The organism is Enterococcus sp. DIV0756 (assembly GCF_051710745.1).
Lineage (GTDB): Bacteria > Bacillota > Bacilli > Lactobacillales > Enterococcaceae > Enterococcus_A.
Window position 1 is genome coordinate 1,394,015 of record NZ_JBIOLF010000001.1, and the last position, 22,920, is coordinate 1,416,934.

The window sequence follows — 22,920 nt, forward strand, 5'->3', positions numbered from 1 at the left end:
GAGCGTGGACTATATTAAAAATCCGCAATTGATTGAAACAGAAAGCTTTAAAATCATTCAAGAAATTATCGATCAAGAATTTCCAGAATATGTTTTCTCATCTCCCAAGGAAGAAAAAATTATTAAGCGAGTGATTCATACGAGTGCTGATTTTGACTACTTGAAGAATCTGGTTTTCTCTAATGATGCTGTTTCGGAGCTTGAGAAATTTTTCTTAGCCGGTAAGGGAACAATTTTTACAGATACAACGATGGCGCTTAGCGGTATCAACAAGCGTTTCTTAGATAAGCTAGGTATTCGCTATGAATGTTATATCGCTGATCCAGAAGTAGCTGAGCAGGCAAAGGCTAAGGGGATGACTCGTTCAATGGCCGGGATAGAACGGGCGGCAACAATTGCTGGACCGAAAGTATTTGTTATCGGAAATGCCCCCACCGCAATTTTCAAATTATTGGAACAATTCCACGATGGAGAACTTGAGGTTGCCGCGGTTATTGGCGCTCCTGTGGGTTTTGTCGGGGCGGCGGAATCAAAGGAAGCATTGTTTGAAAGCGATATTCCAGCAATCGTAGCTAGAGGGCGTAAAGGTGGAAGCAATGTTGCCGCAGCAATCATTAATGCAATGCTATATCAATTGGTTGAAAGGGAAAATTGATGGAGGAGTTTGTTTTCTATAACGGAAAGAAGTTAAGAAAAGGCTATACTACGGGTTCTTGTGCGACAGCTGCAGCAGTAGCTGCGACGGCTTTCCTTTTTGAAGAGGAAGCATCAGAAGAAATCTGCATTGAATTACCCAATAAAAAAAATTTAACGATCCCAATTGCTTCGATTGAGACCGTAGAAGATGGCTGTCAAGCTTTTGTCGTAAAAGATGGCGGCGACGATGTTGATGCAACAGATGGTATGTTGATTGGTGCAAAAGTTGCAAAAACGAATGGAAATCAAATTCATATTGACGGTGGAATTGGGATTGGACGAGTAACAGAAGCAGGACTGCAAATTCCAGTAGGAGAAGCCGCAATCAATCCGGTCCCACGAAAAATGATCGAAGAATCCGTTCGTAAGATCATCGGACCGAATCAAGGCGTAAAAATCACGATTTTTGCTCCAACAGGAGAGGCGATCGCCAAGCAAACGATGAATCGGCGTCTAGGTATTTTAGGTGGCATCTCAATTTTGGGGACGACGGGAATCGTTACACCGATGTCTGAGGAAGGCTGGAAGCAGTCTATCTCTCTGGAACTAGAAATGAAGAAAAGCCAAGGACATTCCTCAGTCATTCTGTGTCCAGGTAATTATGGGGAGGCTTTTGTTCTAAATACCATGAAACTCAATGGGGAGAATGTCGTCTCGATGAGTAATTTTGTCGGTTATGTCTTGAAAGAAGTCCAACGTTTGGAATTTGAAAAGGTCTTGATGGTGGGACATCTAGGAAAATTAATCAAAGTTTCCGCAGGAATTTTTTCTACTCATAGTAAAGATGCCGATGCACGAACAGAAATTTTAATCGCAAATCTTGCTTTGCTAGGGATGCCGGTGAGTCAATTGCAAGAAATTGAGAAATGTTTAACGACAGAGGCGGCTGGAGAGATTATTGCCAACTCAGGTTATGGTGCGGTCTATCAGGTTCTGGCAGAAAAGGTCAAGAAGCGGTCTGAGGATTTATTAAAGTATCGGGAGCACGAACCACGTATCGATGTCATTCTTTTTTCGTCAAAACGAGGGTACTTAGCTTCAACCAAACCTTTGGAGCAACTGAAGGAGGAATGGGAATGATCACTGTTGTCGGTATTGGACCAGGAGGAACGCAAGACTATTTATTCGGAAAAGCTCAAGCGGCTCTTAAAGAAGCTAACGTAATTATTGGAAGTGAAAGACAACTGGAAATTCTTACCGAAGAAGAAAGACTTAAAGGAGTTCGGCTTCCCTGTAAACTGGATGATTTGGCGGAACTTTTAAAAAAGAATCAAGAAGCACAGATCGTGATTTTAGCTTCCGGTGATCCACTGACCTATGGTATCGGAAATTGGCTCATTAAACGATTTTCTGCAGAAAATTTACGTATCTTACCGGGGATCAGTTCACTTCAATACTTATTCAATCGCCTGAAAATTCCGATGGAGGATTGCTTTATCACTAGCAGTCATGGGAAAAAGCCAGATTTTTCACTGATCTTCAAATTACCGAAAGTCGGTCTGGTAACAGATAAAAAAATGGGTCCCTATCAACTAGCGCAAGAAGCTGTGAAGCGAGGACATGAGGCGACCTTTTATATAGGTGAAAAACTTAGCTACTCTGATGAAAAAATAAGATGTTACAAAGCTTCTGAGGTTCCCGATGAAGACTATCTAATGAATGCAGTGGTGATAATCAATGAAGGATGAGTGTTTTATTCGTGGTAACGTTCCGATGACAAAGGAAGAGATACGAACGATTAGTTTAGCAAAGCTGCAATTAAGCAGAGCTGATAATTTTTTAGATATTGGTACAGGAACAGGCAGCATTGCGATCGAAGCGGCTTTGCTATATCCGCAGCTGAAGGTCATAACCATCGATTCAAACCAAACAGCTTTGGATGTTTTGGAGCAGAATCTGACAAAATTTCAGTTGAAGAATATCCAGAGTATTCTTGGTAAAGCACCGATTGAACTAGATGAAAAATTTGATGCGATCTTTGTTGGCGGAACAGGTGGCAATATGACAGAAATACTTGCCTGGAGCTTTCAGCATTTGAAGGTTGGCGGTCGCTTAGTATTGAATTTTATTCTTTTAGAGAATGCGCTTGCTGCGAAGGAATGGTTAGAAAACAATCATTTTCCTTTCCAGACTATTCAAATACAAGTCAGTCATTTTACTAAATTAGGTCAGGGAAATTATTTCAAACCGCAAAATCCAGTAATTATTATAGAGACAAGAAAAGAGGAATAAGTATATGGCGAAGGTGCATTTTGTCGGCGCAGGACCGGGTGATCCTGAACTGATTACATTTAAAGGCTATCAGTTATTAAAATCAGCGGATATTGTGATCTATGCGGGATCACTTGTGAATCCGGAGCTGTTGAAATACTGCACAGAAGAGTGCGAGATTTTCAATAGCGCTTCAATGGATCTAACCGAAATTATTGACGAAATGGAGCGTGGCGTTCAAACAGATAAGGAGGTTATTCGATTACAGACCGGGGATTTTTCTATTTATGGGTCGATTCGTGAACAAATCGAAGAGCTAAAAAAGCGCAACATCGAGTTTACTTGTACACCTGGTGTTAGCTCCTTTTTAGGGGCAGCCTCTAGCCTGGGGGTGGAATATACTGTTCCTGAAATATCTCAAAGTGTGATTATCACTCGAATGGCTGGAAGAACTCCCGTACCGGATAAAGAGAGCCTGAGATCTTTTGCTCAACACCAAACATCAATGGTGATTTTTCTTTCTGTACAAGGAATAAAAGAGGTAGTTGCCGAGCTATTGGCGGGAGGCTATCAGCCAACAACACCTGTTGCTGTTATTTATAAAGCTACTTGGCCAGAGGAAAAGAAGATTGTTAGCACGTTGGAGAGAATTGCTGAGCAAATTGAGGCAGCGGATATCACAAAAACGGCTCTAATAATGGTAGGAGAATTTTTGGGAGATGAATTCTATTATTCTAAATTGTATGACGCTTCCTTTAAGCATGAATACCGCGATGTGAAGTCCGATGAATAAAGCAGCAATTTTAGCTTTGACTTCAGCCGGTATCCAATTGGCTAAAGAACTTCGAGATAAATGGGACCAAGAAATACCTATTTTTGTCTCAAAAGATAATTTAGAAGAAGGACTGCAACTTTTTCCTACAGGTAAATTTGGAACAGGGATTCAAGTACTATTCAAACAATTTGATGCTCTGATTTGCATCATGGCAACTGGTATCGTGGTTCGGAGCATTGCAGGATTACTGGAGGATAAACGAAAAGATCCAGCGATCGTCGTCATTGATGAAAAAGGCCGACATACGATTAGTCTATTATCAGGCCATATTGGCGGAGGCAACCAATTAACACTAGAAATCGCCGCAAAGTTGAACAGCTGTCCGGTAATTACGACCGCGACAGATGTGCAAAACGTAACGGCGCTTGATTTGTTAAGTAAAGATATTAACGCTTGGTATGCGGATTTTAAAGAAACAACGAAGAAAGTCAATCGCCTTCTAGCCGAACATCAACCAGTTGGACTGATCCAACGTGAAAACTGGGTGAAGGATTTACGAGGGCTCACGTTACTTCAAGAAGAAGACTCTTTTGCTTCCTACGAAGTGGTACTGTTGATCTCTGACAAAATAGAAGAGCTTAATTCAGAAAATATGATTCAAATCGTGCCAAGACGGTATGTTTTAGGTATTGGAGCCAAAAAAGGCATTGATTTTTCAATCATTCAAGAGGAATATCTTCATTTTTGCCGATCAGAAAATGTTCATTTCCGCAGTATTAAGAAAATCGCTAGTATTGATATTAAAGAGCAAGAAGCTGGAATTTGCCAATTAGCCGAATGGCTGAGCGTTCCCTTCGAAACCTATTCAGCGGCAGAGCTACTATCTGTTTCAGAGAAATATCCGCAGTCAGCTTTTGTCAAGCAAGTAACAGGTGTAGGAAGTGTTTGTTTAGCAGCGGCCGATTTAGCAAGTAATGGAAAAGTGGTGACCGAACGCTATGCCAGCAAGGGAGTCACCTTTGCGTTGGGAAAGGATGAAGACGACACATGTTATACGTTGTGGGATTAGGGCCAGGTGAGAAAGCAAAAATGTCGCTTGAGGCTATTGACGTCATAAAAAAAGTAGACGTAATTGTTGGTTATACAACCTACGTCCGGTTAATTAAAGAGCTTGTAGGTGAAAAAGAAATCGTCAGTACAGGAATGAAACAAGAAATTGATCGCTGCAAAAAAGCGATTGATTTGGCTAGAACAGGCAAGGATGTTGCTGTCATTTCTAGTGGGGATGCGGGTGTTTATGGAATGGCTGGCTTGGTTTTAGAGCTTATCAGTCAAATAGATGAAGAACTTCCAGTCAAAGTGATTCCCGGAATCACCGCCAGTATTGCGGGTGCAGCTTTGTTAGGAGCACCTCTTATGAATGACTTCTGTCACATCAGTTTAAGTGACTTAATGACACCATGGGAAATGATTGAAAAACGTCTTCACGCAGCGGCCAGTGCTGATTTTGTGATCTGTTTGTATAATCCACGAAGCAAAGGCAGACCGGATCATTTAGCAAAAGCATTAGCAATTATTCAACACTATAAATCCAAGGACACGATCGTTGGTTTGGCTAAAGATGTAGGTCGTAAAAAAGAGCAGGCTATATTCACCTCAATCAGCAATTTGGATGAAACTCTAGTAGATATGACGACTGTAGTATTAGTTGGAAATAAGGAAACCTATCTATCTGGAGACCGAATGATTACACCTCGAGGCTATCAATTATGATTCTTTTACTTGGGGGCACCTCTGACAGTTTGAAAATTGCGCAAGGATTAAACGAAGTAGGTCTAGACTTCTATTTATCGGTGGTTTCAGATTATGGAAAAAATTTGGCTGCAACAATAGCGAAACGTGTCATTAAGGGCCGTTTAAACCCAAAAGAAATGGTTGAATTTATTCAGCTACATCAAATTACTCAATTGATTGATGCGACACATCCTTATGCTATAGAGGTGTCAAAAAATGCTATGTCGGTATGTGCTCAGCTGGGAATTACCTATCTTCGGTTTGAACGTCCGTCATTGATAAGCGAAGATATGATTACTGTCAAATCAGTAAAAGCAGCCTGTGAGCAGGCCATGAACTATACAGGCAACATTTACTTGACGACCGGAAGCAAAACACTAGCAGAATTTTTAAAGTATTTACCTAAGGAACGACTGGTTGTTCGAGTGCTACCAACACTTGAAGTGATAAGCACAATTGAAAAACTGGGAATACCTAATGGTCAAATCGAAGCGATTAAGGGACCTTTTTCAAAAGAACTAAATCGCGAGCTTTTGATTCATAATCAAGCTAGAGTAATGATTACCAAAGAGAGCGGTCAAGCAGGTGGTTTTTTTGAAAAAACTGAGGCGTGTAAAGATCTGAATATTCCATGTATTGTAATTACGCGTGAACACTTAGACTATCCTGAAAAGTTTTCTTCGATTGAACACTTGATATCTCAAGCAAAAAAGAGACGTTCCTCTGGCTTATCATAGTTTGTTTGACTAAAAAAGAAGAATGAATGACTACAATTGAAAAGGAGCGATGAAATGACTGGACAAATTGCCTTAGTCGGTGCAGGACTTGGAGATCCAGAATTATTGACTGTCAAAGGATTGAGGAAAATCAAACAAGCAGATGTGATTGTGTATGATCGTTTGATCAATCCTGCGATTCTGAATTCCTGCAAAGTGGATTGTGAGAAAATTTACGTTGGGAAAAAGCCCAATTATCATCCGGTTCCTCAAGAAAAAATCGAGGAAATCATGATTGAAAAGGCTCAGCAAGGCCTTAATGTAGTCCGACTAAAAAGCGGAGATCCCTATGTTTTTGGTCGCGGTGGGGAAGAAGGTGCCTCCTTAAAGCAGGCGGGTATTTCCTTTGAAGTCATTCCTGGAATCACTTCTTCAATTGGCGGACTAGCTTATGCCGGAATTCCAATCACTCATCGAGATTTGGCGGCAGACTTTCATGTTTATACTGGACACCTAAATAACTCAGAACGTGAAATCGATTGGTCGACAGCCGCTAAGGTTGAAGGAACTTTAGTCTTTTTGATGGGGATGTCCGGGTTAAAAAAAATTACGGAACAGCTAATTTTTCATGGAAAGGATAAGCATACCCCAGCAGCGATCATTCAATGGGCAAGTCGCAAACAGCAAAAAACAGTAGTCGGCACGTTAGAAACGATTTTTGACAAGACCAGTGCCGCTAAATTGCAGCCCCCTAGTTTAATAGTAATCGGTGAAGTGGTTACCCGCAGAAAGGATCTAAATTTCTTTGAAGAACGACCATTGTACTCAATTAGTATTGCAATACCATTTACGAAAAAGAAAAAGATGACCAGCCGTCTGACGGATTTGGGAGCAGAAATCATCGAATTACCACCTAGCGATACGCGAATTTATGATCAGACGATTGATTTCTCTCAGCCTCACCAAATCGTTTTTACTGATTCGCTGAGTGTTGACGTGTTTATACGGGCAATGAAAGTACAAAAAATCGATTGGCGAAAATTAGCTGACTGGCAATTTATATCCGTTGGTCATCATACTGGAACGATTTTAGAAAAAGCTGGGATACGAGCAGATTTCGACTTTCCCGATTTTGAAAAATACTTGGAAGAATCAGAAGGACAGTCAAAAAGTTTAATTTTAGGTGATTCTTGGATGATCGGAAAGCTAACTGAACAAGGAGTTATAGGGACAAAACTGATTACCCATGAAGAGAAAATCACTGTGGAAATTCCTGATTTATGGCAAAAAGCGGACTTTATGTATTTTCCAAACTCAAAAGCAGCCCGATTATTTTTAAGCGCTTTAGCTGAGGAGGAATTGGTCGTTGTCGCACAAAAGAAAATTATCGTGATGGGGCAGAAGACAAAAGCAGTTTTTGATGACTATCAACTATCTGTAATTCAGACGGCAGAACCTAGCTTTGATTGCGTCGTAGAAAAAATAAAAGAGGAGATGAAGCGATGAAACCTGCATTAATTGCTGTTAGTTTTGGTACTAGTTATCCAGAAACGCGGAAAAAGACCATTGAGGCTGTCGAAGAAAAGTTAGCAAAGGAATATCCTGAGTTTGATATTTTTCGAGCTTTTACTTCCAATAAGGTAATCAAAAAAATCAAAGAGCAAGAGCAGATGACGATTTTAACAGTTGATCAACAGATGCAAAAATTGATTGCTGAGGGGTACAAAGAAATCTATGTTCAACCGCTTCATATCATCCCTGGCAGTGAATATTCTAAGGCACTCCATCAAGCAATGCGTTATAAGGATCAACTAGAACTCATTAAAGTCGGTAAACCACTGCTTAGTAGTATGGAAGATTATCAAAAAATTGTTGCGTGGTTAGAAAAACTTTCCCAGGATCTTAAGACTGATGAGGCACTTGTATTGATGGGACACGGCAGTCAGCATTCAGCTTTTACAGTCTATGCTTGTCTTGATCATATGCTATTGGAAAAACCGATTTTTATTTGTGCGGTGGAGAGCTATCCTGAGATTACTTTATTGATTGAAAGACTAAAAAAGAGCAGCTATAAAAAAATCAAGCTGTATCCATTAATGCTGGTAGCGGGTGATCATGCTACAAATGACATGGCTTCTGATGAAGAAGATTCATGGAAGTCGCAGTTGGAGCAGGCCGGTTTTGCGGTTGAAGCATATCTGAAAGGAATGGGTGAAGCTGCAGAAATTCAGCAGCAATTTGTGGAGCATGCAGCGGCGATGATGGAAGGAACAATAAATGAGTAAATTTTATGGAGTTGGCACGGGACCTGGAGCGTCAGATTTATTGACAATTCGTGGAAAGGAAGTTTTGCAGCTGGTCGATTGTCTTTATGCGCCAGAGCCAAAAAAGGCCGGGAAAAGTCTTGCCTTAAAGATTGTCAGTCCTTATTTAAGACAAGATCTGACAATCAAGCAGCGGCATTTTCCGATGGTGAATGATTGGGATGAAAAACGAAACGCATGGGATTCAATCGCCGAGGAAATAATTGCAGATGTAAAAAATGGATTAAATGTGGCGTTTATAACATTAGGAGACCCCATGGTATATAGCACCTACAGTTATTTATTGGAGCGTATGCAAGATCAAATAGAGACAGAAACAGTTCCAGGAATCTCTTCTTTTTGCCAAATCTCGAATGATTTGCAGATCCCTCTAGTTATTGATGAAGAAAGCTATGCTGTTTTACCTGCAACTGCAGACGAGGAAATTCTTCGAACAGCTTTAGAAAAAATGTCTACCGTGATTTTGATGAAGGTTTCGATTGCGTTGCCCAAAGTATTAAAGCTTTTAACAAAGCTAGAATTATTGGAGCAAACTATCTTAGTTAGTGATTCTTCAATGAATTCAGAAAAAAGTATGATTGGACTAAATGAGTTAAATGAGCAGGATACCCTTTCCTATTTCAGTACTATGATTGTTTATAAGAATAGAACGTTGAAAGGAAGTTAAAAAGATGAAAATCAAAGTAAAAACAGTTAGAAAAGTTCTTTTTGCAGTGCTTCTTTTAATTCTAATCGTACCGCAAAAGGCGCATGCGATGCATATTATGGAAGGTTTCTTACCTCTTGGCTGGTGTTTGTTTTGGTATGCAGCATTTATTCCGTTCTTTCTTTATGGTTTGTTCAGTATCAAAAAAGCTGTGGCAGATAGTCCGCAAAATAAAGTACTGCTAGCTTTTAGCGGGGCCTTCATTTTCATTTTATCAGCACTGAAGATCCCGTCCGTTACGGGTTCAACTTCCCATCCAACTGGTGTTGGAATCGGAACAGCGCTCTTCGGACCAGGAGTAATTAGTGTTTTAGGGACCATTTGTTTACTATTTCAAGCCTTATTGTTAGCTCATGGGGGGATAACAACTCTAGGAGCGAATGCCTTTTCTATGGCAGTTGTAGGTCCATTTGTTGGTTATGGCGTTTACCAGATTTTGAAAAAGGCGAACGTATCAAGTTCTATTTGTTTATTCTTATGTGCCTTTATCGCAGATTTAGCTACGTACCTCACAACCTCGATTCAACTAGGTTTAGTTTTTCCAGATCCTTCATCGGGCGTTTTTGGCGCTATCATGAAGTTTGTCGGAGTTTTCATGCTGACACAAATTCCGATCGCTATTGCTGAGGGTCTTTTAACCGTCGTTGCATATAATCTTATTTCAGCGAATTTTCCTTTTCATGAAAGTGGGGTTTTAGACAATGGAAAAAAATAAATCAAAAATGAGTTTGAATATCATTCTTTTATTGGCGGTTGCGGCTTTGATGGTGGGTGCACTATTAATCAATCAAAACGGCGAGTATGGCGGTTCAGATGGTGAGGCAGAAACCGTTATTACAGAAATTAATCCAGATTATGAGCCGTGGTTTGATTCCTTATTAGAGCCTAAGAGTGGTGAGATTGAAAGCTTACTGTTTACTCTTCAAGGAAGTTTAGGAGTGGGAATCATCACTTACATCTTGGGCTACTACAAAGGTAAGAATAAAAATGCTGTTAATTGACAAGATTGCCTATGAAAATCGGCTGATTGATCTGTCCCCGGGGATTAAGGGTTTTCTATATCTTTTTCTGTTAATCAGCTGTTTTCTAGCTCCACCAACGATTCAGATCTTAATTAGTCTCGTTATTGGAGGCGCGACAATTTATGTCACAAAGGTAAGAATTAGTAGATATTTCAAATGGCTGCTTATTCCTTTACCTTTTCTCGTGATAAGTATTTTGACGATCTTGTTTTCAATCAGTACGTATTCAAAGGAGTTTATTTTTGAGATTCCAGTGTTCAATCATTATCTAGGTGTTACGGAATCGTCGTTTCAACTTGGAACTCGTTTATTTTTTCGTTCGGCCAGTTGTGTCATCTGTACCTACTTTTTCATTTTGACTGTTCCTTTTCATCAAATTTTAGTGATCATGAAAAAAGCGCACTTTCCGGCGTTATTAATTGAACTAACAATGTTGATGTATCGCTTTATTTTCATATTTATTGATGAACTTCTAGTGATCAAGCGGGCACAAGATATGCGGTTTGGTTTTAAAGGATTAAAAAATAGCTATCAATCATTGGGAGCATTAATCAAGATTCTTTTTTTTCAAACCTTTGATCGTTTCAACAAGATGATCCTTTCGCTTGAAATGAAGTTTTTTGATGGCGATTTTCCACTATGATTACTAATTGAAAGAAGGAGCTAACATGTTTAAGGTTGCAGATTTATGTGTCAGTTACGAAAATCAAGCAGATGTCTTGCATCATCTTTCTTTAGATTTTAGCGATCATCGAGCTATCGGTGTATTAGGGGCAAACGGGTCAGGAAAGTCTACCTTATTTGCTGCGATTGTAGGGTTATTGCAACCGACTCATGGTGAAATCATTTATGAAGGCAATTCTTTGAATTATAAAAAAGCGGCTCTTTATCAGTATCGTCAAGAAGTAGGTATCGTTTTTCAGGAGCCTGAACATCAGATATTTTATTCGATTGTGGAAGACGATGTCGCTTTCGCTTTAAAAAACTTGGGATTTGATTCCGCACAGATCCAAGTCAGAATGGACGAAGTGTTCGCTCTATTAAAAATCGAACATTTAAAAAAGAAGCCGGTTCAATATTTAAGTTATGGACAAAAGAAAAAGGTCGCTATTGCCAGCGTTTTGATGCTTAAAACGAAATGGTTGCTGCTGGATGAACCAACTGCAGGTTTAGATCCGGCTGGTAGGCAACAAATGATTGAAATCATCTCTCGATTGTTACAGCAGGGAACGAAGATTATTTTATCCAGTCATGACATGGATTTAATGTATGAGGTTTGCGAGTATCTATATGTTCTTGATAAAGGAACGATCATCAACGAAGGGGAAGCGGATCAAGTTTTTTTGGATGAGACGATTCTCAAAAAAGCCGGATTAGAGCAGCCTTGGTTAGTGAAAATTCATCAGCAATTAGGCTTTCCGTTAGTAAAAAATCAACAAGAATTTATGCAAATAAAAATGAAGGCGAGGTGAGAAAAGTGGGGAAAAGCTTGATGGTCCAAGGAACTGCTTCCGATTCAGGTAAGAGTATTTTAGTCGCAGCCTTATGTCGTATTTTTCATCAAGATGGCTTGAAGGTCATGCCATTTAAATCACAAAATATGGCATTGAACTCCTACATCACGCTAGAAGGAAAAGAAATGGGGCGGGCACAGGTTTTTCAAGCAGAAGCTGCTGGAATCGAACCAGATGCACGAATGAATCCTGTTTTATTAAAACCAACCTCTGACCGTAAGTCGCAGGTGATTTTTAATGGAAAAGTTCTTTGTGATATGGACGCCGTGGAATACCACGAATTCAAACCGCAGTTAATAAAAAAAATATCAGAGTTATATCAGGAGCTGTTAAAAGAGAATGATGTAATTGTACTTGAAGGAGCAGGCAGTCCAGCAGAGATCAATTTGAACAGTCGTGATATTGCAAATATGGGAATGGCAAAAATCGCAGATGCCCCAGTTCTTTTAGTCGCGGATATTGACAAGGGCGGAGTCTTTGCGTCAATTTATGGAACAATCCATCTGTTGGAACCAGAAGAAAGAGCGCGAATTAAAGGGATCATTATTAACAAATTTCGCGGAGATATTGCTCTTTTAGATCCCGGGTTGAAAATGATTGAAGACTTGACTGATGTGCCAGTAGTTGGAGTTATTCCTTATGCACAGTTGAATATCGAAGATGAAGATAGTGTCGCGTTATCAAAGGTAAGTCGAACCTACAATACTCAAAAAGAGTTAGATATCGCCGTAATTGGATTATCTAAAATTTCCAACTTCACCGACTTTAAGAGTTTGGAAAGCGAGCCCGACGTGTCTGTTCGGTATGTTTTTCCTGGTGATCAATTAGGCAGTCCGGATATTCTTATCTTGCCAGGTAGTAAAAACACTTTAGAGGACTGTCTCTACTTAGAACGATCTGGGTTAGCCAAAGAAATTGAACGCGTAAGAAGTGAAGGCAAAATGATTTTTGGAATCTGCGGAGGGTTTCAATTACTGGGCAAAAAATTGCATGACCCGTACCAGGTGGAATCGACTCATGGCACTCTTGAAGGATTAGGTTTACTGGATACGGAGACCTATTTTGAGGCAGATAAAACGACCACGAGGGTAGAAGCGAAAATCGGAGAAGAGTCGATCAGCGGCTATGAGATTCACATGGGCAGAACAGAACGTCATGAGCAGAAGTATTTTGCTCAAATAATTACTGTTAATGGGGAAGCTTTTTCGAAGGAAGATGGAGCTGTCAGTTCTGATAAAAAAGTGATCGGCACTTATCTGCATGGTGTTTTTGATAACAGTGCTTGGCGACGAAAACTGTTAAATCAGGTTCGAGCGGAAAAAGGACTGGCACCAATTGAAAAGATAGCGACCCCGTATCAGGAGTATAAAAATCAACAATATGATCAGCTGGCTGATTTGGTTCGTGAGAATGTTGATTTGGAAAAAATCTATCAAATTATGAATCAGGAGGTAATTGTATGAACGTCTATACGCGTTATGGGGATCGAGGATTCACTAGATTGGTTGGGGGAGGTAGAGCAAAAAAGAATGCTCCCCGCGTCCAAGCGTATGGATCGATTGATACATTAAACGCGCAGGTAGGGCTAACGGCGGCCTCCCTTGCTGAGAAAGATTCATTGTATGATGAGCTAGTTCAGGTACAACAATGGATATTTGATTGCGGCAGTGATTTTGCAACCCCTGAGGAGAAGCGTCCTTATAAGGTTCATGCACAGACAATCATTTGGCTGGAAGAAAAAATTGATTTCTATTGGGAAGAATCACCAGAGATTGATCGGTTTATTTTACCTGGAGGAACGATCACTGCGGCAAATTTGCATCTTTGCCGCTGCTTTACTCGAGAAGCGGAACGAAAGGCTGTCGAGCTTCTAGAATACGACGAGGCGTTCAATGAAGAAGCATTGAAGTTTCTAAATCGGTTATCTGACTACTTTTTTGCTTTGGCTCGTTGGGTCAATGGGCAAGAGAAACAACCAGAAATTTTTTATGAAAACAGTTCGTCGGTTTTTAAAAGAAAAAAATAATCTAGAAAAAAGAGCTCTGCGAGTGAAAGAAGGAAAAACATGAAGAGGCTGAGAGTTGGAACACGGGGCAGTAAATTAGCCACAACCCAAACAAAACAAACATTAGCTATTTTTCAAGAACACTATCCAGAGGTGGAAGTTGAGTTAGTAAGAATCAAAACAAAAGGAGACCATCTGGCAACGCATAATTTGCAAGCAATTGGCGGACAGGGCTGTTTCGTAAGAGAATTAGAGTATCAGCTGCGGGAAGGAAATATTGATTTTGCGATCCATAGTTTAAAGGATATTCCAACCACGATTCACGAAGAATTAGCGTTGGCCTGCATAATGAAGCGCCATTCACCAACGGATGCTCTGATTATTAGAGAAAATGGGAAAACGTTGGAAACGTTACCTAAAAATGCCATTGTTGGGACCAGCAGTCTTCGTAGAAAGGCACATTTACTGCATGTACGACCGGATTTTGATATTCAACCCATTCGAGGAAATATCGACACGCGGATTCGTAAGATGACTGAAGGTCAATACGATGCGATCGTTTTAGCTTTAGCGGGCTTGGAACGTTTAGGCTTGGATCAGACCGTTTATCATCAAGAACTATCTCCAGAGGTCATGCTACCGGCGATTGGTCAGGGTGCGATTGCTTTAGAATGTCGCAAGGATAATACTGAAATCCTTCAGATGCTGCAAGCCATGGAAGATTCAGAAACGGCGACAGCTGTGACAGCAGAACGGGCTTTTTTGAACAGTATGGATGGTAGTTGTATATTTCCTGTGGGCGCATACTGTTTGCCTAAAGGTGATTCTTATGAGTTGACCGGTATGATCGGCAGTGAAGACGGAAAAATTATTTTGAAAGAAACGATGCAGGGGAATGACCCAGTGACTTTAGGAAAAGCTGTTGCCGCGAAAATCATTCAGCAAGGTGCGACTACGTTGATTGAGGAGTGTAAGAACGATCAAAAAGAAACTTTTATACACTAGAGAAACGCGCATGCCAGAGGATATTCAGCAAGCTTTTGCCGAAAAAGGAGTCGAAGTCGTTGCTATTCCGCTGAATCGCACGGTCTTCCAACCCTATCAAAGCTTAGAATTTGATTATGATTGGATTTTTTTTACTAGTGTAAATGCTGTTAAGTATTTTGATTTTACTCAATTGAATCCTCAAGCCAAAATTCTGGCTATCGGTAATCAAACGACTAAAACTTTGCGAAAGTTGGGCTATCCTGTTGATTTTCAGCCTAAAGAAGGTTTTTCTGAGGGACTGGTGCAGGAATGGCTTGGCTTTGTAGAGCCGAAGCAGCGTGTTTTTTGGCCGCATTCATTCCAAGCTCGACGTGTGATCTACAATGCGTTGACACGGCAAGGCCATGATGTTTTGGAGCAAGTCATTTATAGAAATGACTTTTTTCCAGAAGATCAGGAAAAATTGCGAACACTTATATTAAATGAAAAAGTGGATTATGTGTTGTTTGCAAGTCCTTCAGCTTGGCTTTCTTTCAGCAAAACCATAAGAGAGCTTCCAGATTTCCCCAAGGATTTTTGGTCACGATTAAAAATCGCAGCCATTGGACCTGTGACAGCAAGAGTGATTGAAAAAGAACAACGAGTGGCAATTCAACCAGCCGTTTATGATATGCCGCATCTTTATAAATGCCTATTAGAGAACATAGATCAGGAAATTGGCAGCACATCATTTCGCAATTTACTGAGAGAATAATTCTTTTATTAAGATGAAGGATACAAAAGATTCATATTGAACAAATAAGGGGGATAAGGCTGTGATTTTAACGCAAGAGTACCGCGATCTTTCGATTTTACCGGTTTCGAATGAAAAATGGCTAGTTATAGCCTGTGACTCCAGTGCTGGAATCGGAAAGAAGAAACAAGATGCCGTTGAGATTGATCCCGCGATAACCGCTGCTTTTTGTTTGCGGGTTCCTTTAATGGAATTATTCTGTTATGGAGCAGAACCGATCGCTGTGATTGATTTGATAGGAAATGAATACGAGCCTACAGGTGAACGGATGATCCTAGGGATAAGTGCAGAATTAGTGAAAGCAGGGCTTGCTGATATTCCGCTTAATGGAAGTACAGAGGAAAATATGCCTACTAAGACCACCAGTGTTGGCGTTACCGTTATTGCCGAGATAAAAGCAGGCAAAGAAAATTTTCAAATGAATGAAACTTGCAGCCTGCTGCAATTAGGTGAGCCTTTTGTTGGGGAACAGGTTGTGAAAAATCGTGAACGGATTTTTTCTTATCCTTTGGTAAAAGCGTTAAGAGCAGAGCCTGGAGTTATGGATATGCTTCCTGTTGGATCGAAGGGAATTCAGTATGAGGCGCAATTGATGACGAAGGATTCTGAATTTCAGATCCATTTTCTAGAGAAGGATGGATTGGACTGTTCAGCTGGACCGGCAACAGTCATCCTATTAGCAGTTAAAACAGATCAAGAAGCGGATATTTTGTCGCGTTATGCCGAACTTAAAAAAATTGGTGAATTTAAAAAGAGGTGACGAACGTTGGGAGAAATTACATTAGTTACTGGTGGCGCGCGTAGCGGAAAATCAGCTTTTGCAGAGAGCTTGTTGGATACAGAAGCCGAAATTAATTACATTGCGACAAATTGCTCGGCTCAAGATCCTGAAATGGCAACTCGAGTATCACTTCATCAACAGCGCCGCCCTAAAAATTGGCAAACCACTGAAACTTATTTGGTTGTCGCCGACGTGATCGAGCAAGCGCAAGTCTCAGCACATTTATTAGATTGTGCCACGATGCTGACAACGAATTATTTTTTCGATTTAATGAAAGAACGATTCGGTGAGGATTACGCGGTAATCGATGAAGAGATCATGAAGTTATCAGAAAAAGATAAAGCTGTGATTGAAGGCGAGATTCTTAATGAATGGGAAAAAATACTTACAACGGCAAAAAAAAATCAAGCAGATTTGGTTGTTGTGACGAATGAAGTTGGGCTTGGCATTGTGCCTGAAAACGCCTTTTCTCGTTGGTTTAGAGATGTATTAGGTTATGTAAACCAATCCTTAGGAAAGGAAGCGGATGCTGTATTTTTAGTGATAGCCGGTATCCCTATGAAGATAAAATGATTGATAGTTTAATTCTGTATTTCCAATTTTTTACGCGAATACCGATTCCTGTTGCGGTCGATGAACCTGAAGAAAAAATGCGTTCAGGCGTCCGTTTTTTTTCATTGTTTGGTTTATTGATTGGCCTGTTAGAGGCGATTGTCTATTGGCCGCTACAGTATTTACTCAGTCCCAGTATTGCTTGGATCGTCATATTATTTTTTGATGTGATGTTGACTGGCGGCTTTCACTTGGATGCGCTGTCGGACATGGCTGATGGGCTGTTTTCTTCTCGCAAGCGAGAACGTATGCTAGAAATTATGAAGGATAGTCGAGTAGGTAGTAATGGCGTTCTGGCAATTGTTTTTTATTATTTGATGTTAGTTTTTAGTTTTTTAGTTTTGCTTCCTAGTCTAAGTATCCAGCTTCAGGCAATAATTGTTTTGCTATTAAACCTTGTTGGAAAAAACGGTATCAGTCTATTGTTTTATCAGATGCAGTATGCCGGAAATAATCCTCATGGTTTAGGCACCACTTTTTTGAATGTAAAAAATCAAAATGTCATTATTTGTCAGTTGATTTCCTTTTGCACATTGTTGCTTTTTTTAGGCAGGATTGGCATTGTCTGTTTTGTTACTAACATTTTTGCCGCATTACTTTATCGAAAATTAGTCTTGAGTAAGGTAGGCGGTTTTAATGGGGATACTTTAGGTGCTTGTTCACCGATTTCTCAGGGAGTATTTTTGTTGACGTTAATCTTAATGCGAGGGTTTTTATGAAAATAATCTTGATTCGGCATGGTGAAACAGAATACAATCAAAGACATCTATTCTATGGAAAGACAGATGTCTCATTGAACGAAGTTGGAATTCAACAAGCCCGCTTATTGTATAAGAAATTGGCGGGAATGAAGACAGAAGCATCAATTTATACGAGCTACTTAAAACGAACGATTGAAACTGCTGAATTAATTTTTCCAAATCAGACAAAAATTCCATTAAAAGATTTAGATGAAAAGGATTTTGGGTTATGGGAGGGGTTGGATGCGGATCAAATCAATCAACGATTTCCTGTTGAATGGCAAAAGTGGTTATCTTCTCCTTTCGAAATAACACCTACAAATGCTGAAAAATTTTCGGATTTTCAAAAACGCGTCTTAAAATGTTTAAGGACGATCCTTCAGAAAAAACAAGATTTTGTCATTGTAGGACACCTAGGTGTTCTGAGAGTTATTTTGAAATATTGGTTTCCCGAACACAATTTTTGGGAAATCGTTCTAGAACAAGGTAATTATACGTTAGTGGAAATTGAAGACGGGTTTATAAAAATAATTGCTTGGAACAAGTAATTATTTTTATAATTTAATCGGATCAATCAATTGAATACGCAATGATGGACCGTGTAGCTTTTAACGGTTCTTTTTTTATTAATGATAGAGATCATAAGCAGTTTATAAAAAAATCCATAAAAAACCTTTCATAGTGGTGGATTTGATTATTTTTGGTATAAACTAGGTGGATAGTTTTACTTAATTACGCAACTAGAAAGCTTGGCAATTTAAGTTATCTACTTTTGTTGTCTAGAAGAGGAGTTTCAAATGAAAGTTTTTAAGCGTGTGGTCTTGATCATTTTAGGAATACTATTGGTTTTTGAATGTTATCTAGTTTTCTCCTTTATCCAAGGATATGAATCAACAAAAAATGCTCAAACTAAGCAGACGATTAAGTTCAACGGAGAAGAAGCTCCTGATCAGAATGATTTGAATGTTTTAATCATCGGGACTGACTCTCGCGGAGAAGATCGTGGTCGATCAGACTCTCTGATGATTGCTCATTATGACCAAAAAAAGAAACAACCGAAGTTAGTTTCAATCATGCGGGATAGTTATGTGGATATTCCAGGTCATGGTAAAGACAAAATCAATGCAGCATATTCCTATGGAGGTATTGAATTAGTACGTAAAACATTAAAAGAAAACTTTGATATTCCGATTGAATACTATGTGACGATCAATTTTGATCATTTTAAAGAAGCTGTAGACAGCCTTTTTCCAAAAGGTGTAACAATTGATGCTGAAAAAGATCTAGATTTGGATCAAGTGTTCATTAAGGCTGGAAAGCAGAAGATGGATGGAAATACGCTATTACAGTACTCTCGATTTCGCGAGGACGAAGAGGGAGACTTCGGACGAATTCGCCGACAGCAGCAAGTTCTGTCAGCGATTTCCCAACAGGTTACAAACGTCACTTCATTAAGCAAGTTACCCAAAACTACTGGAAAGCTTTTGGGGTATGTGGACACCAATCTATCTGAAGGAACGATTTTAAGTGTCGGAAAAGATTTTGCTCTAGGTGATACGAAAAAAATTGAATCACTTGCTGTGCCGATTGATAAAACGTGGGAATTTAATAACGACACGCCAAGTGGAAGTGTCTTAGAATTGGATACTGAAGCAAATGCAAAAGCCATTAAAACCTTTTTGACGGAATAGGAAATACACTCTTAGAAGTTCGAGAATATGCTCTCAGCCAACGACGAGTTCGTTGGCTTTTTTTCTTGTTTCATGCTTTGATAAATGTAGCCTCTCAAAAACTATAATCAACAAATAATTTTTAGACAGATCATCCAATTTGTTTATTAACAGCTTAACAGGTTTTGGTTATAATCCTTTGCAAGGGGATGAATTAACTAATGAAGAAATTAGCTTTAATCGTATCAGTCGCCGGGCTAACTAGCGGCTTCTTTTTGTTTGATACAACAGCCGCACATGCCGTTAATTCGGAAGCTGCATCGTCGGAAACTATGGCAAACAGCGGAATAACGGCTAATGATTTTGCGAATAGACAGGCGGAGATTGACAATGCTCTGAAGTTGGCGCAACAACAATTTGAAATGCAGCAAAAACAAATTGCACAAGACATATTAGACGCTCAGCAGCATTCACAGAAACGACATGAGGATCTTCATAATGATTTTGAAACTATTCAAAATCAAATTGATCAGACTCATAATGACTTTCAAAACCATTTTAATGAAGTAAATGACCAACTGCAAACGGATCATGTAGCGCTTGAAAATCAATGGACACAAGCAAAGGAACAATTAGATCAAGCGCGGAATGACTTTAACGGAAAACTTGCCGATCTAGAAAAATTGCAAAAGAAATTGAATGCAGATCGATCAACGATTAACCAAAGTATTTCAAATGGTAAAAAAAGCGCACAATCAGTCGATAATCAGCTAACTACGGGAGTAGAAAATACGCAGAAAGCGACTTCTGATATCCAAAATCGGGTGAACGATATCGAAGGCAGTGTTAATCGTATAAAAGGTATTCTTGATTCAGCGGGAAATGATCTATCCGTAAAAGCAACGAAAGCAGAACAAATATCTGATAAAATGCCTGCATCATCAAGTCAAAATATAGCTGGACAAGCTAATTCAAAACAACAATCAAAGGAATTTCCGAAAACAAATGACTATCAGAACACTTTTCTTTCTTTAGTAGGGATTAGTGTTGTTGGGAGTATCGTTTTTTTCTATGCGCGTAAAATCTATAAATAGTATATCAAACAAGACTTGAAAACCCGATATAGTTTATTTAGGGTTATCAAGTTCTTTTTATGACTTTAAAAATGTTATGAATATTTCAAATAATCGTGTGCTTCCTTCTATAATAGAAATATATGGTAGAATACGTCTGTTACTACTACTAAGAAAGAGGAATGAGATGACAGAATCCACTTCAGCCTACATTCACATCCCGTTTTGTGAACATATTTGTTACTACTGCGACTTCAACAAAGTATTTCTTGAAGGACAGCCAGTAGATGAATATATTGAAGCGTTGTTGAAAGAGGCACGCTTGGCATTAAGTCAGAATCCAGTGAAAAATATGAAAACACTGTATGTCGGAGGAGGTACACCAACGTCCTTAAATGCGACACAATTAGATCGCTTATTAAGTGGTTTGCGCCAAATCCTTCCATATAATAATGGAGAATTTACAGTAGAGGCGAATCCCGGTGATTTGACTGCCGATAAGTTAAATGTAATGAAAAATTATGGAGTCAATCGCCTATCAATGGGTGTTCAAACATTTGATGATCGTTTGTTGAAAAAAATTGGTCGTAAACATACAGCACAGGATGTGTATGAGACGATCCAACTGCTAGAAGAAAAAGATTTTAGCAATATAACGATTGACTTAATTTATGCGTTGCCGGGTCAATCTCTAGAAAGTTTTCGTGATACGGTAACACGAGCCTTAGCTTTGGATTTACCTCATTATGCATTGTATTCATTGATTTTAGAGAATCAAACAATGTTTATGAATTGGGTTAGACGTGGGAAAATTCACCTTCCTGAGCAAGAAATAGAGGCACAAATGTATACAGAAACTATCGAGGCGATGGAAAAAGCGGGGCGAAAGCAATATGAGATCAGCAATTTTGCAAAACCTGGATTTGAAAGTCAGCACAATTTAGTCTATTGGAACAATCAAAATTACTTTGGTCTTGGAGCAGGAGCTAGCGGCTATCTTGGAAATCGACGATATAAAAATCGTGGGCCGATCCAGCATTATTTGAAGTCATTAAAAAATGATCAGCTTCCCGTGTTAGAGGAAGAAATACTTACTCAAAAAGCTCAGATTGAAGAGGAAATGTTCTTAGGCTTAAGAAAAATTTTAGGTGTTGATAAAACCGTTTTTGAAAACCGTTTTGGGCTTAGTATGATGGATGTATATGGTGACGTGATTGAAAAATTGAAGCAGCAAAAGCTGATAACAGAGACGGATTCGCGGGTTTGTTTGACTGAGGAGGGCTTGTTTCGAGGGAATGATGTTTTTGAGGAGTTTTTATTGAATAAGGGCGATTAGCACTCTCGACACGAGAGTGCTAATTCTTTATATTTTTTCCTTGACTTATATAGAAGTTGTTGGTATATTAATAATCGAGTTAGCACTTAAAAAGAAAGAGTGCTAACTAAAGGATGAGAAGAATGTTAACGGAAAGACAAAAACTGATTCTCAGCTTGATCATCAAAAACTTTACCAATACGGGTCAACCGGTCGGATCAAAAAGTTTGATGGAAGAAGGCGTAAAAGCAAGCTCCGCAACTATCCGCAATGATATGAAGGCGCTAGAGGAATTAGGTATGTTGGAGAAAACCCATTCTTCATCGGGGAGAATCCCATCCGCTTTAGGCTATCGTTATTATGTGGATCATCTACTAACGCCAACTAAGGTGAGTAATCAAGAAGTAGACCAGATTCGTAGATCATTAAAGAAAGATATTCATGAGATTGATGATATCATTCAACAGTCTGCAAAAATACTTTCGCAAGTTACCAGCTATACGGCGTTCTCGCTTGGACCGGAAATGAAAGATCGGACATTGACCGGTTTTCGGATTGTTCCATTGAATGATCGACAAATATTAGCGATTATCGTCACAGACAAGGGAAATGTTGAGAGCCAAGTTTTTCGCATTCCTGAGAATGTTGACAGTCAGGACCTTGAAAAAATGGTTCGCATCATTAATGATCGTCTTGTAGGTCAGCCTTTGGTCAGCGTTTATCAAAAATTGAGAACCGAGATTCCAATGATTTTGCATCGCTATTTTCAAACAACCGAAGGAATCAGTCATCTGTTTGATGTGATTTTGAATGATGCTTTCGAGGATAAGGTGTTTGTCAGTGGTCGAATGAATATTTTAAATTTTAATCCGGACCAAGATTTTAATCATGTGAAATCAATGTATTCATTGATGCAGAACTCGGATGAGCTGACACAACTACTGTTACCTTCTGATAGTGATATTCATGTTCGGATTGGTACGGAGATGGGCAATGACTTGTTTGATCACCTAAGCATGATTCAAGCAAATTATGAAATCCGTGGTCACGGTCGCGGAACGATTGCTTTATTGGGTCCAACATCGATGCCATATTCAAAAATTTTTGGGCTATTGGAAGTTTTCCGATATGAGTTGACAAACGCATTGGATGATTATTATCGTTCTTTGGGTTTATATCACTAGAA

General features: G+C 39.4%; 27 protein-coding genes. All 27 read left to right on the forward strand.

Annotated elements, in window-relative coordinates:
• The first annotated feature begins 4 nt into the window (after positions 1-4).
• The 27 genes from IGI44_RS06720 to hrcA all read left to right on the forward strand — a co-directional run bounded on the left by IGI44_RS06720 (position 5) and on the right by hrcA (position 22,918).
• Complete coding sequence (locus IGI44_RS06720; RefSeq protein ID WP_438787009.1) at positions 5-655, forward strand: cobalt-precorrin-8 methylmutase; 651 nt, start codon at positions 5-7, stop codon at positions 653-655.
• On the forward strand, positions 655-1,776 hold the full coding sequence (gene cbiD / locus IGI44_RS06725; RefSeq protein ID WP_438787010.1) for a cobalt-precorrin-5B (C(1))-methyltransferase CbiD: 1,122 nt from the start codon (positions 655-657) through the stop codon (positions 1,774-1,776). The genes IGI44_RS06720 and cbiD overlap by 1 nt, the downstream gene beginning before the upstream one ends.
• The gene (locus IGI44_RS06730; RefSeq protein ID WP_438787011.1) at positions 1,767-2,384 is read left to right on the forward strand and encodes a cobalt-precorrin-7 (C(5))-methyltransferase; all 618 of its coding nucleotides are present in this window, start codon (positions 1,767-1,769) and stop codon (positions 2,382-2,384) included. Before cbiD ends, IGI44_RS06730 begins: the two co-directional genes overlap by 10 nt.
• A complete protein-coding gene (locus tag IGI44_RS06735; protein WP_438787012.1) occupies positions 2,374-2,928 on the forward strand; it encodes a decarboxylating cobalt-precorrin-6B (C(15))-methyltransferase in 555 nt (184 codons plus the stop codon). Before IGI44_RS06730 ends, IGI44_RS06735 begins: the two co-directional genes overlap by 11 nt.
• 4 nt (positions 2,929-2,932) lie before the next feature.
• A complete protein-coding gene (locus IGI44_RS06740; RefSeq protein ID WP_438787013.1) occupies positions 2,933-3,700 on the forward strand; it encodes a cobalt-precorrin-4 methyltransferase in 768 nt (255 codons plus the stop codon).
• The gene (locus IGI44_RS06745) at positions 3,693-4,751 is read left to right on the forward strand and encodes a cobalt-precorrin 5A hydrolase (RefSeq protein WP_438787014.1); all 1,059 of its coding nucleotides are present in this window, start codon (positions 3,693-3,695) and stop codon (positions 4,749-4,751) included. Before IGI44_RS06740 ends, IGI44_RS06745 begins: the two co-directional genes overlap by 8 nt.
• The gene (cobJ, locus tag IGI44_RS06750; RefSeq protein ID WP_438787015.1) at positions 4,730-5,455 is read left to right on the forward strand and encodes a precorrin-3B C(17)-methyltransferase; all 726 of its coding nucleotides are present in this window, start codon (positions 4,730-4,732) and stop codon (positions 5,453-5,455) included. Before IGI44_RS06745 ends, cobJ begins: the two co-directional genes overlap by 22 nt.
• Entirely contained in the window at positions 5,452-6,213 is a 762-nt protein-coding gene (cobK, locus tag IGI44_RS06755) for a precorrin-6A reductase (RefSeq protein ID WP_438787016.1), read from the forward strand. Before cobJ ends, cobK begins: the two co-directional genes overlap by 4 nt.
• 54 nt (positions 6,214-6,267) lie before the next feature.
• On the forward strand, positions 6,268-7,698 hold the full coding sequence (gene cobA / locus IGI44_RS06760; RefSeq protein WP_438787017.1) for a uroporphyrinogen-III C-methyltransferase: 1,431 nt from the start codon (positions 6,268-6,270) through the stop codon (positions 7,696-7,698).
• Entirely contained in the window at positions 7,695-8,477 is a 783-nt protein-coding gene (locus IGI44_RS06765; protein WP_438787018.1) for a sirohydrochlorin cobaltochelatase, read from the forward strand. Before cobA ends, IGI44_RS06765 begins: the two co-directional genes overlap by 4 nt.
• A complete protein-coding gene (locus IGI44_RS06770) occupies positions 8,470-9,183 on the forward strand; it encodes a cobalt-factor II C(20)-methyltransferase (protein WP_438787019.1) in 714 nt (237 codons plus the stop codon). Before IGI44_RS06765 ends, IGI44_RS06770 begins: the two co-directional genes overlap by 8 nt.
• A gap of 4 nt (positions 9,184-9,187) precedes the next feature.
• Entirely contained in the window at positions 9,188-9,937 is a 750-nt protein-coding gene (locus tag IGI44_RS06775) for an energy-coupling factor ABC transporter permease (protein WP_438787020.1), read from the forward strand.
• On the forward strand, positions 9,924-10,223 hold the full coding sequence (locus tag IGI44_RS06780; RefSeq protein ID WP_438787021.1) for an energy-coupling factor ABC transporter substrate-binding protein: 300 nt from the start codon (positions 9,924-9,926) through the stop codon (positions 10,221-10,223). The genes IGI44_RS06775 and IGI44_RS06780 overlap by 14 nt, the downstream gene beginning before the upstream one ends.
• Entirely contained in the window at positions 10,210-10,887 is a 678-nt protein-coding gene (cbiQ, locus tag IGI44_RS06785) for a cobalt ECF transporter T component CbiQ (protein WP_438787022.1), read from the forward strand. The genes IGI44_RS06780 and cbiQ overlap by 14 nt, the downstream gene beginning before the upstream one ends.
• A gap of 25 nt (positions 10,888-10,912) precedes the next feature.
• The gene (locus IGI44_RS06790; protein ID WP_438787023.1) at positions 10,913-11,716 is read left to right on the forward strand and encodes an ATP-binding cassette domain-containing protein; all 804 of its coding nucleotides are present in this window, start codon (positions 10,913-10,915) and stop codon (positions 11,714-11,716) included.
• Between the two features lie 5 nt (positions 11,717-11,721).
• Positions 11,722-13,221, forward strand: a complete 1,500-nt coding sequence (locus IGI44_RS06795) for a cobyric acid synthase (RefSeq protein WP_438787024.1) — start codon at positions 11,722-11,724, stop codon at positions 13,219-13,221.
• On the forward strand, positions 13,218-13,784 hold the full coding sequence (locus tag IGI44_RS06800; RefSeq protein ID WP_438787025.1) for a cob(I)yrinic acid a,c-diamide adenosyltransferase: 567 nt from the start codon (positions 13,218-13,220) through the stop codon (positions 13,782-13,784). The genes IGI44_RS06795 and IGI44_RS06800 overlap by 4 nt, the downstream gene beginning before the upstream one ends.
• Before the next feature lie 39 nt (positions 13,785-13,823).
• Entirely contained in the window at positions 13,824-14,768 is a 945-nt protein-coding gene (gene hemC / locus IGI44_RS06805; RefSeq protein WP_438787026.1) for a hydroxymethylbilane synthase, read from the forward strand.
• 10 nt (positions 14,769-14,778) lie between these two features.
• Positions 14,779-15,504, forward strand: a complete 726-nt coding sequence (locus IGI44_RS06810; RefSeq protein ID WP_438787027.1) for a uroporphyrinogen-III synthase — start codon at positions 14,779-14,781, stop codon at positions 15,502-15,504.
• 61 nt (positions 15,505-15,565) lie between these two features.
• Positions 15,566-16,303: a hypothetical protein gene (locus IGI44_RS06815; protein ID WP_438787028.1), complete on the forward strand. Its 738-nt coding sequence runs from the start codon at positions 15,566-15,568 to the stop codon at positions 16,301-16,303.
• 6 nt (positions 16,304-16,309) lie between these two features.
• Positions 16,310-16,897 carry a bifunctional adenosylcobinamide kinase/adenosylcobinamide-phosphate guanylyltransferase gene (cobU, locus tag IGI44_RS06820; RefSeq protein ID WP_438787029.1) on the forward strand — a complete coding sequence of 196 codons (588 nt, stop codon included), beginning with the start codon at positions 16,310-16,312 and terminating at the stop codon, positions 16,895-16,897.
• Positions 16,894-17,655 (forward strand): adenosylcobinamide-GDP ribazoletransferase, encoded by a 762-nt coding sequence (gene cobS / locus IGI44_RS06825; protein ID WP_438787030.1) that lies wholly within the window; start codon positions 16,894-16,896, stop codon positions 17,653-17,655. Before cobU ends, cobS begins: the two co-directional genes overlap by 4 nt.
• Entirely contained in the window at positions 17,652-18,224 is a 573-nt protein-coding gene (locus IGI44_RS06830) for a histidine phosphatase family protein (RefSeq protein WP_438787031.1), read from the forward strand. The genes cobS and IGI44_RS06830 overlap by 4 nt, the downstream gene beginning before the upstream one ends.
• A gap of 249 nt (positions 18,225-18,473) precedes the next feature.
• Positions 18,474-19,367: an LCP family protein gene (locus tag IGI44_RS06835; RefSeq protein WP_438787032.1), complete on the forward strand. Its 894-nt coding sequence runs from the start codon at positions 18,474-18,476 to the stop codon at positions 19,365-19,367.
• A 200-nt stretch (positions 19,368-19,567) separates the two neighbouring features.
• On the forward strand, positions 19,568-20,440 hold the full coding sequence (locus tag IGI44_RS06840) for an LPXTG cell wall anchor domain-containing protein (RefSeq protein ID WP_438787033.1): 873 nt from the start codon (positions 19,568-19,570) through the stop codon (positions 20,438-20,440).
• Between the two features lie 166 nt (positions 20,441-20,606).
• A complete protein-coding gene (gene hemW, locus IGI44_RS06845) occupies positions 20,607-21,755 on the forward strand; it encodes a radical SAM family heme chaperone HemW (protein WP_438787034.1) in 1,149 nt (382 codons plus the stop codon).
• A 122-nt stretch (positions 21,756-21,877) separates the two neighbouring features.
• Positions 21,878-22,918: a heat-inducible transcriptional repressor HrcA gene (hrcA, locus tag IGI44_RS06850; RefSeq protein WP_438787035.1), complete on the forward strand. Its 1,041-nt coding sequence runs from the start codon at positions 21,878-21,880 to the stop codon at positions 22,916-22,918.
• Positions 22,919-22,920: the final 2 nt, after the last annotated feature.

Bases quoted from the DNA above. Each gene is read 5' to 3' on its own strand.
- IGI44_RS06810 (WP_438787027.1), top strand. From the start codon at position 14,779: ATGCCAGAGGATATTCAGCAAGCTTTTGCCGAAAAAGGAGTCGAAGTC.
- cbiQ (WP_438787022.1), top strand. From the start codon at position 10,210: ATGCTGTTAATTGACAAGATTGCCTATGAAAATCGGCTGATTGATCTG.
- cbiD (WP_438787010.1), top strand. From the start codon at position 655: ATGGAGGAGTTTGTTTTCTATAACGGAAAGAAGTTAAGAAAAGGCTAT.
- IGI44_RS06835 (WP_438787032.1), top strand. From the start codon at position 18,474: ATGAAAGTTTTTAAGCGTGTGGTCTTGATCATTTTAGGAATACTATTG.
- IGI44_RS06740 (WP_438787013.1), top strand. From the start codon at position 2,933: ATGGCGAAGGTGCATTTTGTCGGCGCAGGACCGGGTGATCCTGAACTG.
- cobK (WP_438787016.1), top strand. From the start codon at position 5,452: ATGATTCTTTTACTTGGGGGCACCTCTGACAGTTTGAAAATTGCGCAA.
- IGI44_RS06775 (WP_438787020.1), top strand. From the start codon at position 9,188: ATGAAAATCAAAGTAAAAACAGTTAGAAAAGTTCTTTTTGCAGTGCTT.
- IGI44_RS06800 (WP_438787025.1), top strand. From the start codon at position 13,218: ATGAACGTCTATACGCGTTATGGGGATCGAGGATTCACTAGATTGGTT.
- hrcA (WP_438787035.1), top strand. From the start codon at position 21,878: ATGTTAACGGAAAGACAAAAACTGATTCTCAGCTTGATCATCAAAAAC.
- cobS (WP_438787030.1), top strand. From the start codon at position 16,894: ATGATTGATAGTTTAATTCTGTATTTCCAATTTTTTACGCGAATACCG.
- cobA (WP_438787017.1), top strand. From the start codon at position 6,268: ATGACTGGACAAATTGCCTTAGTCGGTGCAGGACTTGGAGATCCAGAA.
- hemC (WP_438787026.1), top strand. From the start codon at position 13,824: ATGAAGAGGCTGAGAGTTGGAACACGGGGCAGTAAATTAGCCACAACC.
- IGI44_RS06790 (WP_438787023.1), top strand. From the start codon at position 10,913: ATGTTTAAGGTTGCAGATTTATGTGTCAGTTACGAAAATCAAGCAGAT.
- hemW (WP_438787034.1), top strand. From the start codon at position 20,607: ATGACAGAATCCACTTCAGCCTACATTCACATCCCGTTTTGTGAACAT.
- IGI44_RS06830 (WP_438787031.1), top strand. From the start codon at position 17,652: ATGAAAATAATCTTGATTCGGCATGGTGAAACAGAATACAATCAAAGA.
- IGI44_RS06840 (WP_438787033.1), top strand. From the start codon at position 19,568: ATGAAGAAATTAGCTTTAATCGTATCAGTCGCCGGGCTAACTAGCGGC.
- IGI44_RS06730 (WP_438787011.1), top strand. From the start codon at position 1,767: ATGGGAATGATCACTGTTGTCGGTATTGGACCAGGAGGAACGCAAGAC.
- cobJ (WP_438787015.1), top strand. From the start codon at position 4,730: ATGTTATACGTTGTGGGATTAGGGCCAGGTGAGAAAGCAAAAATGTCG.
- IGI44_RS06735 (WP_438787012.1), top strand. From the start codon at position 2,374: ATGAAGGATGAGTGTTTTATTCGTGGTAACGTTCCGATGACAAAGGAA.
- IGI44_RS06780 (WP_438787021.1), top strand. From the start codon at position 9,924: ATGGAAAAAAATAAATCAAAAATGAGTTTGAATATCATTCTTTTATTG.
- IGI44_RS06770 (WP_438787019.1), top strand. From the start codon at position 8,470: ATGAGTAAATTTTATGGAGTTGGCACGGGACCTGGAGCGTCAGATTTA.
- IGI44_RS06765 (WP_438787018.1), top strand. From the start codon at position 7,695: ATGAAACCTGCATTAATTGCTGTTAGTTTTGGTACTAGTTATCCAGAA.
- IGI44_RS06745 (WP_438787014.1), top strand. From the start codon at position 3,693: ATGAATAAAGCAGCAATTTTAGCTTTGACTTCAGCCGGTATCCAATTG.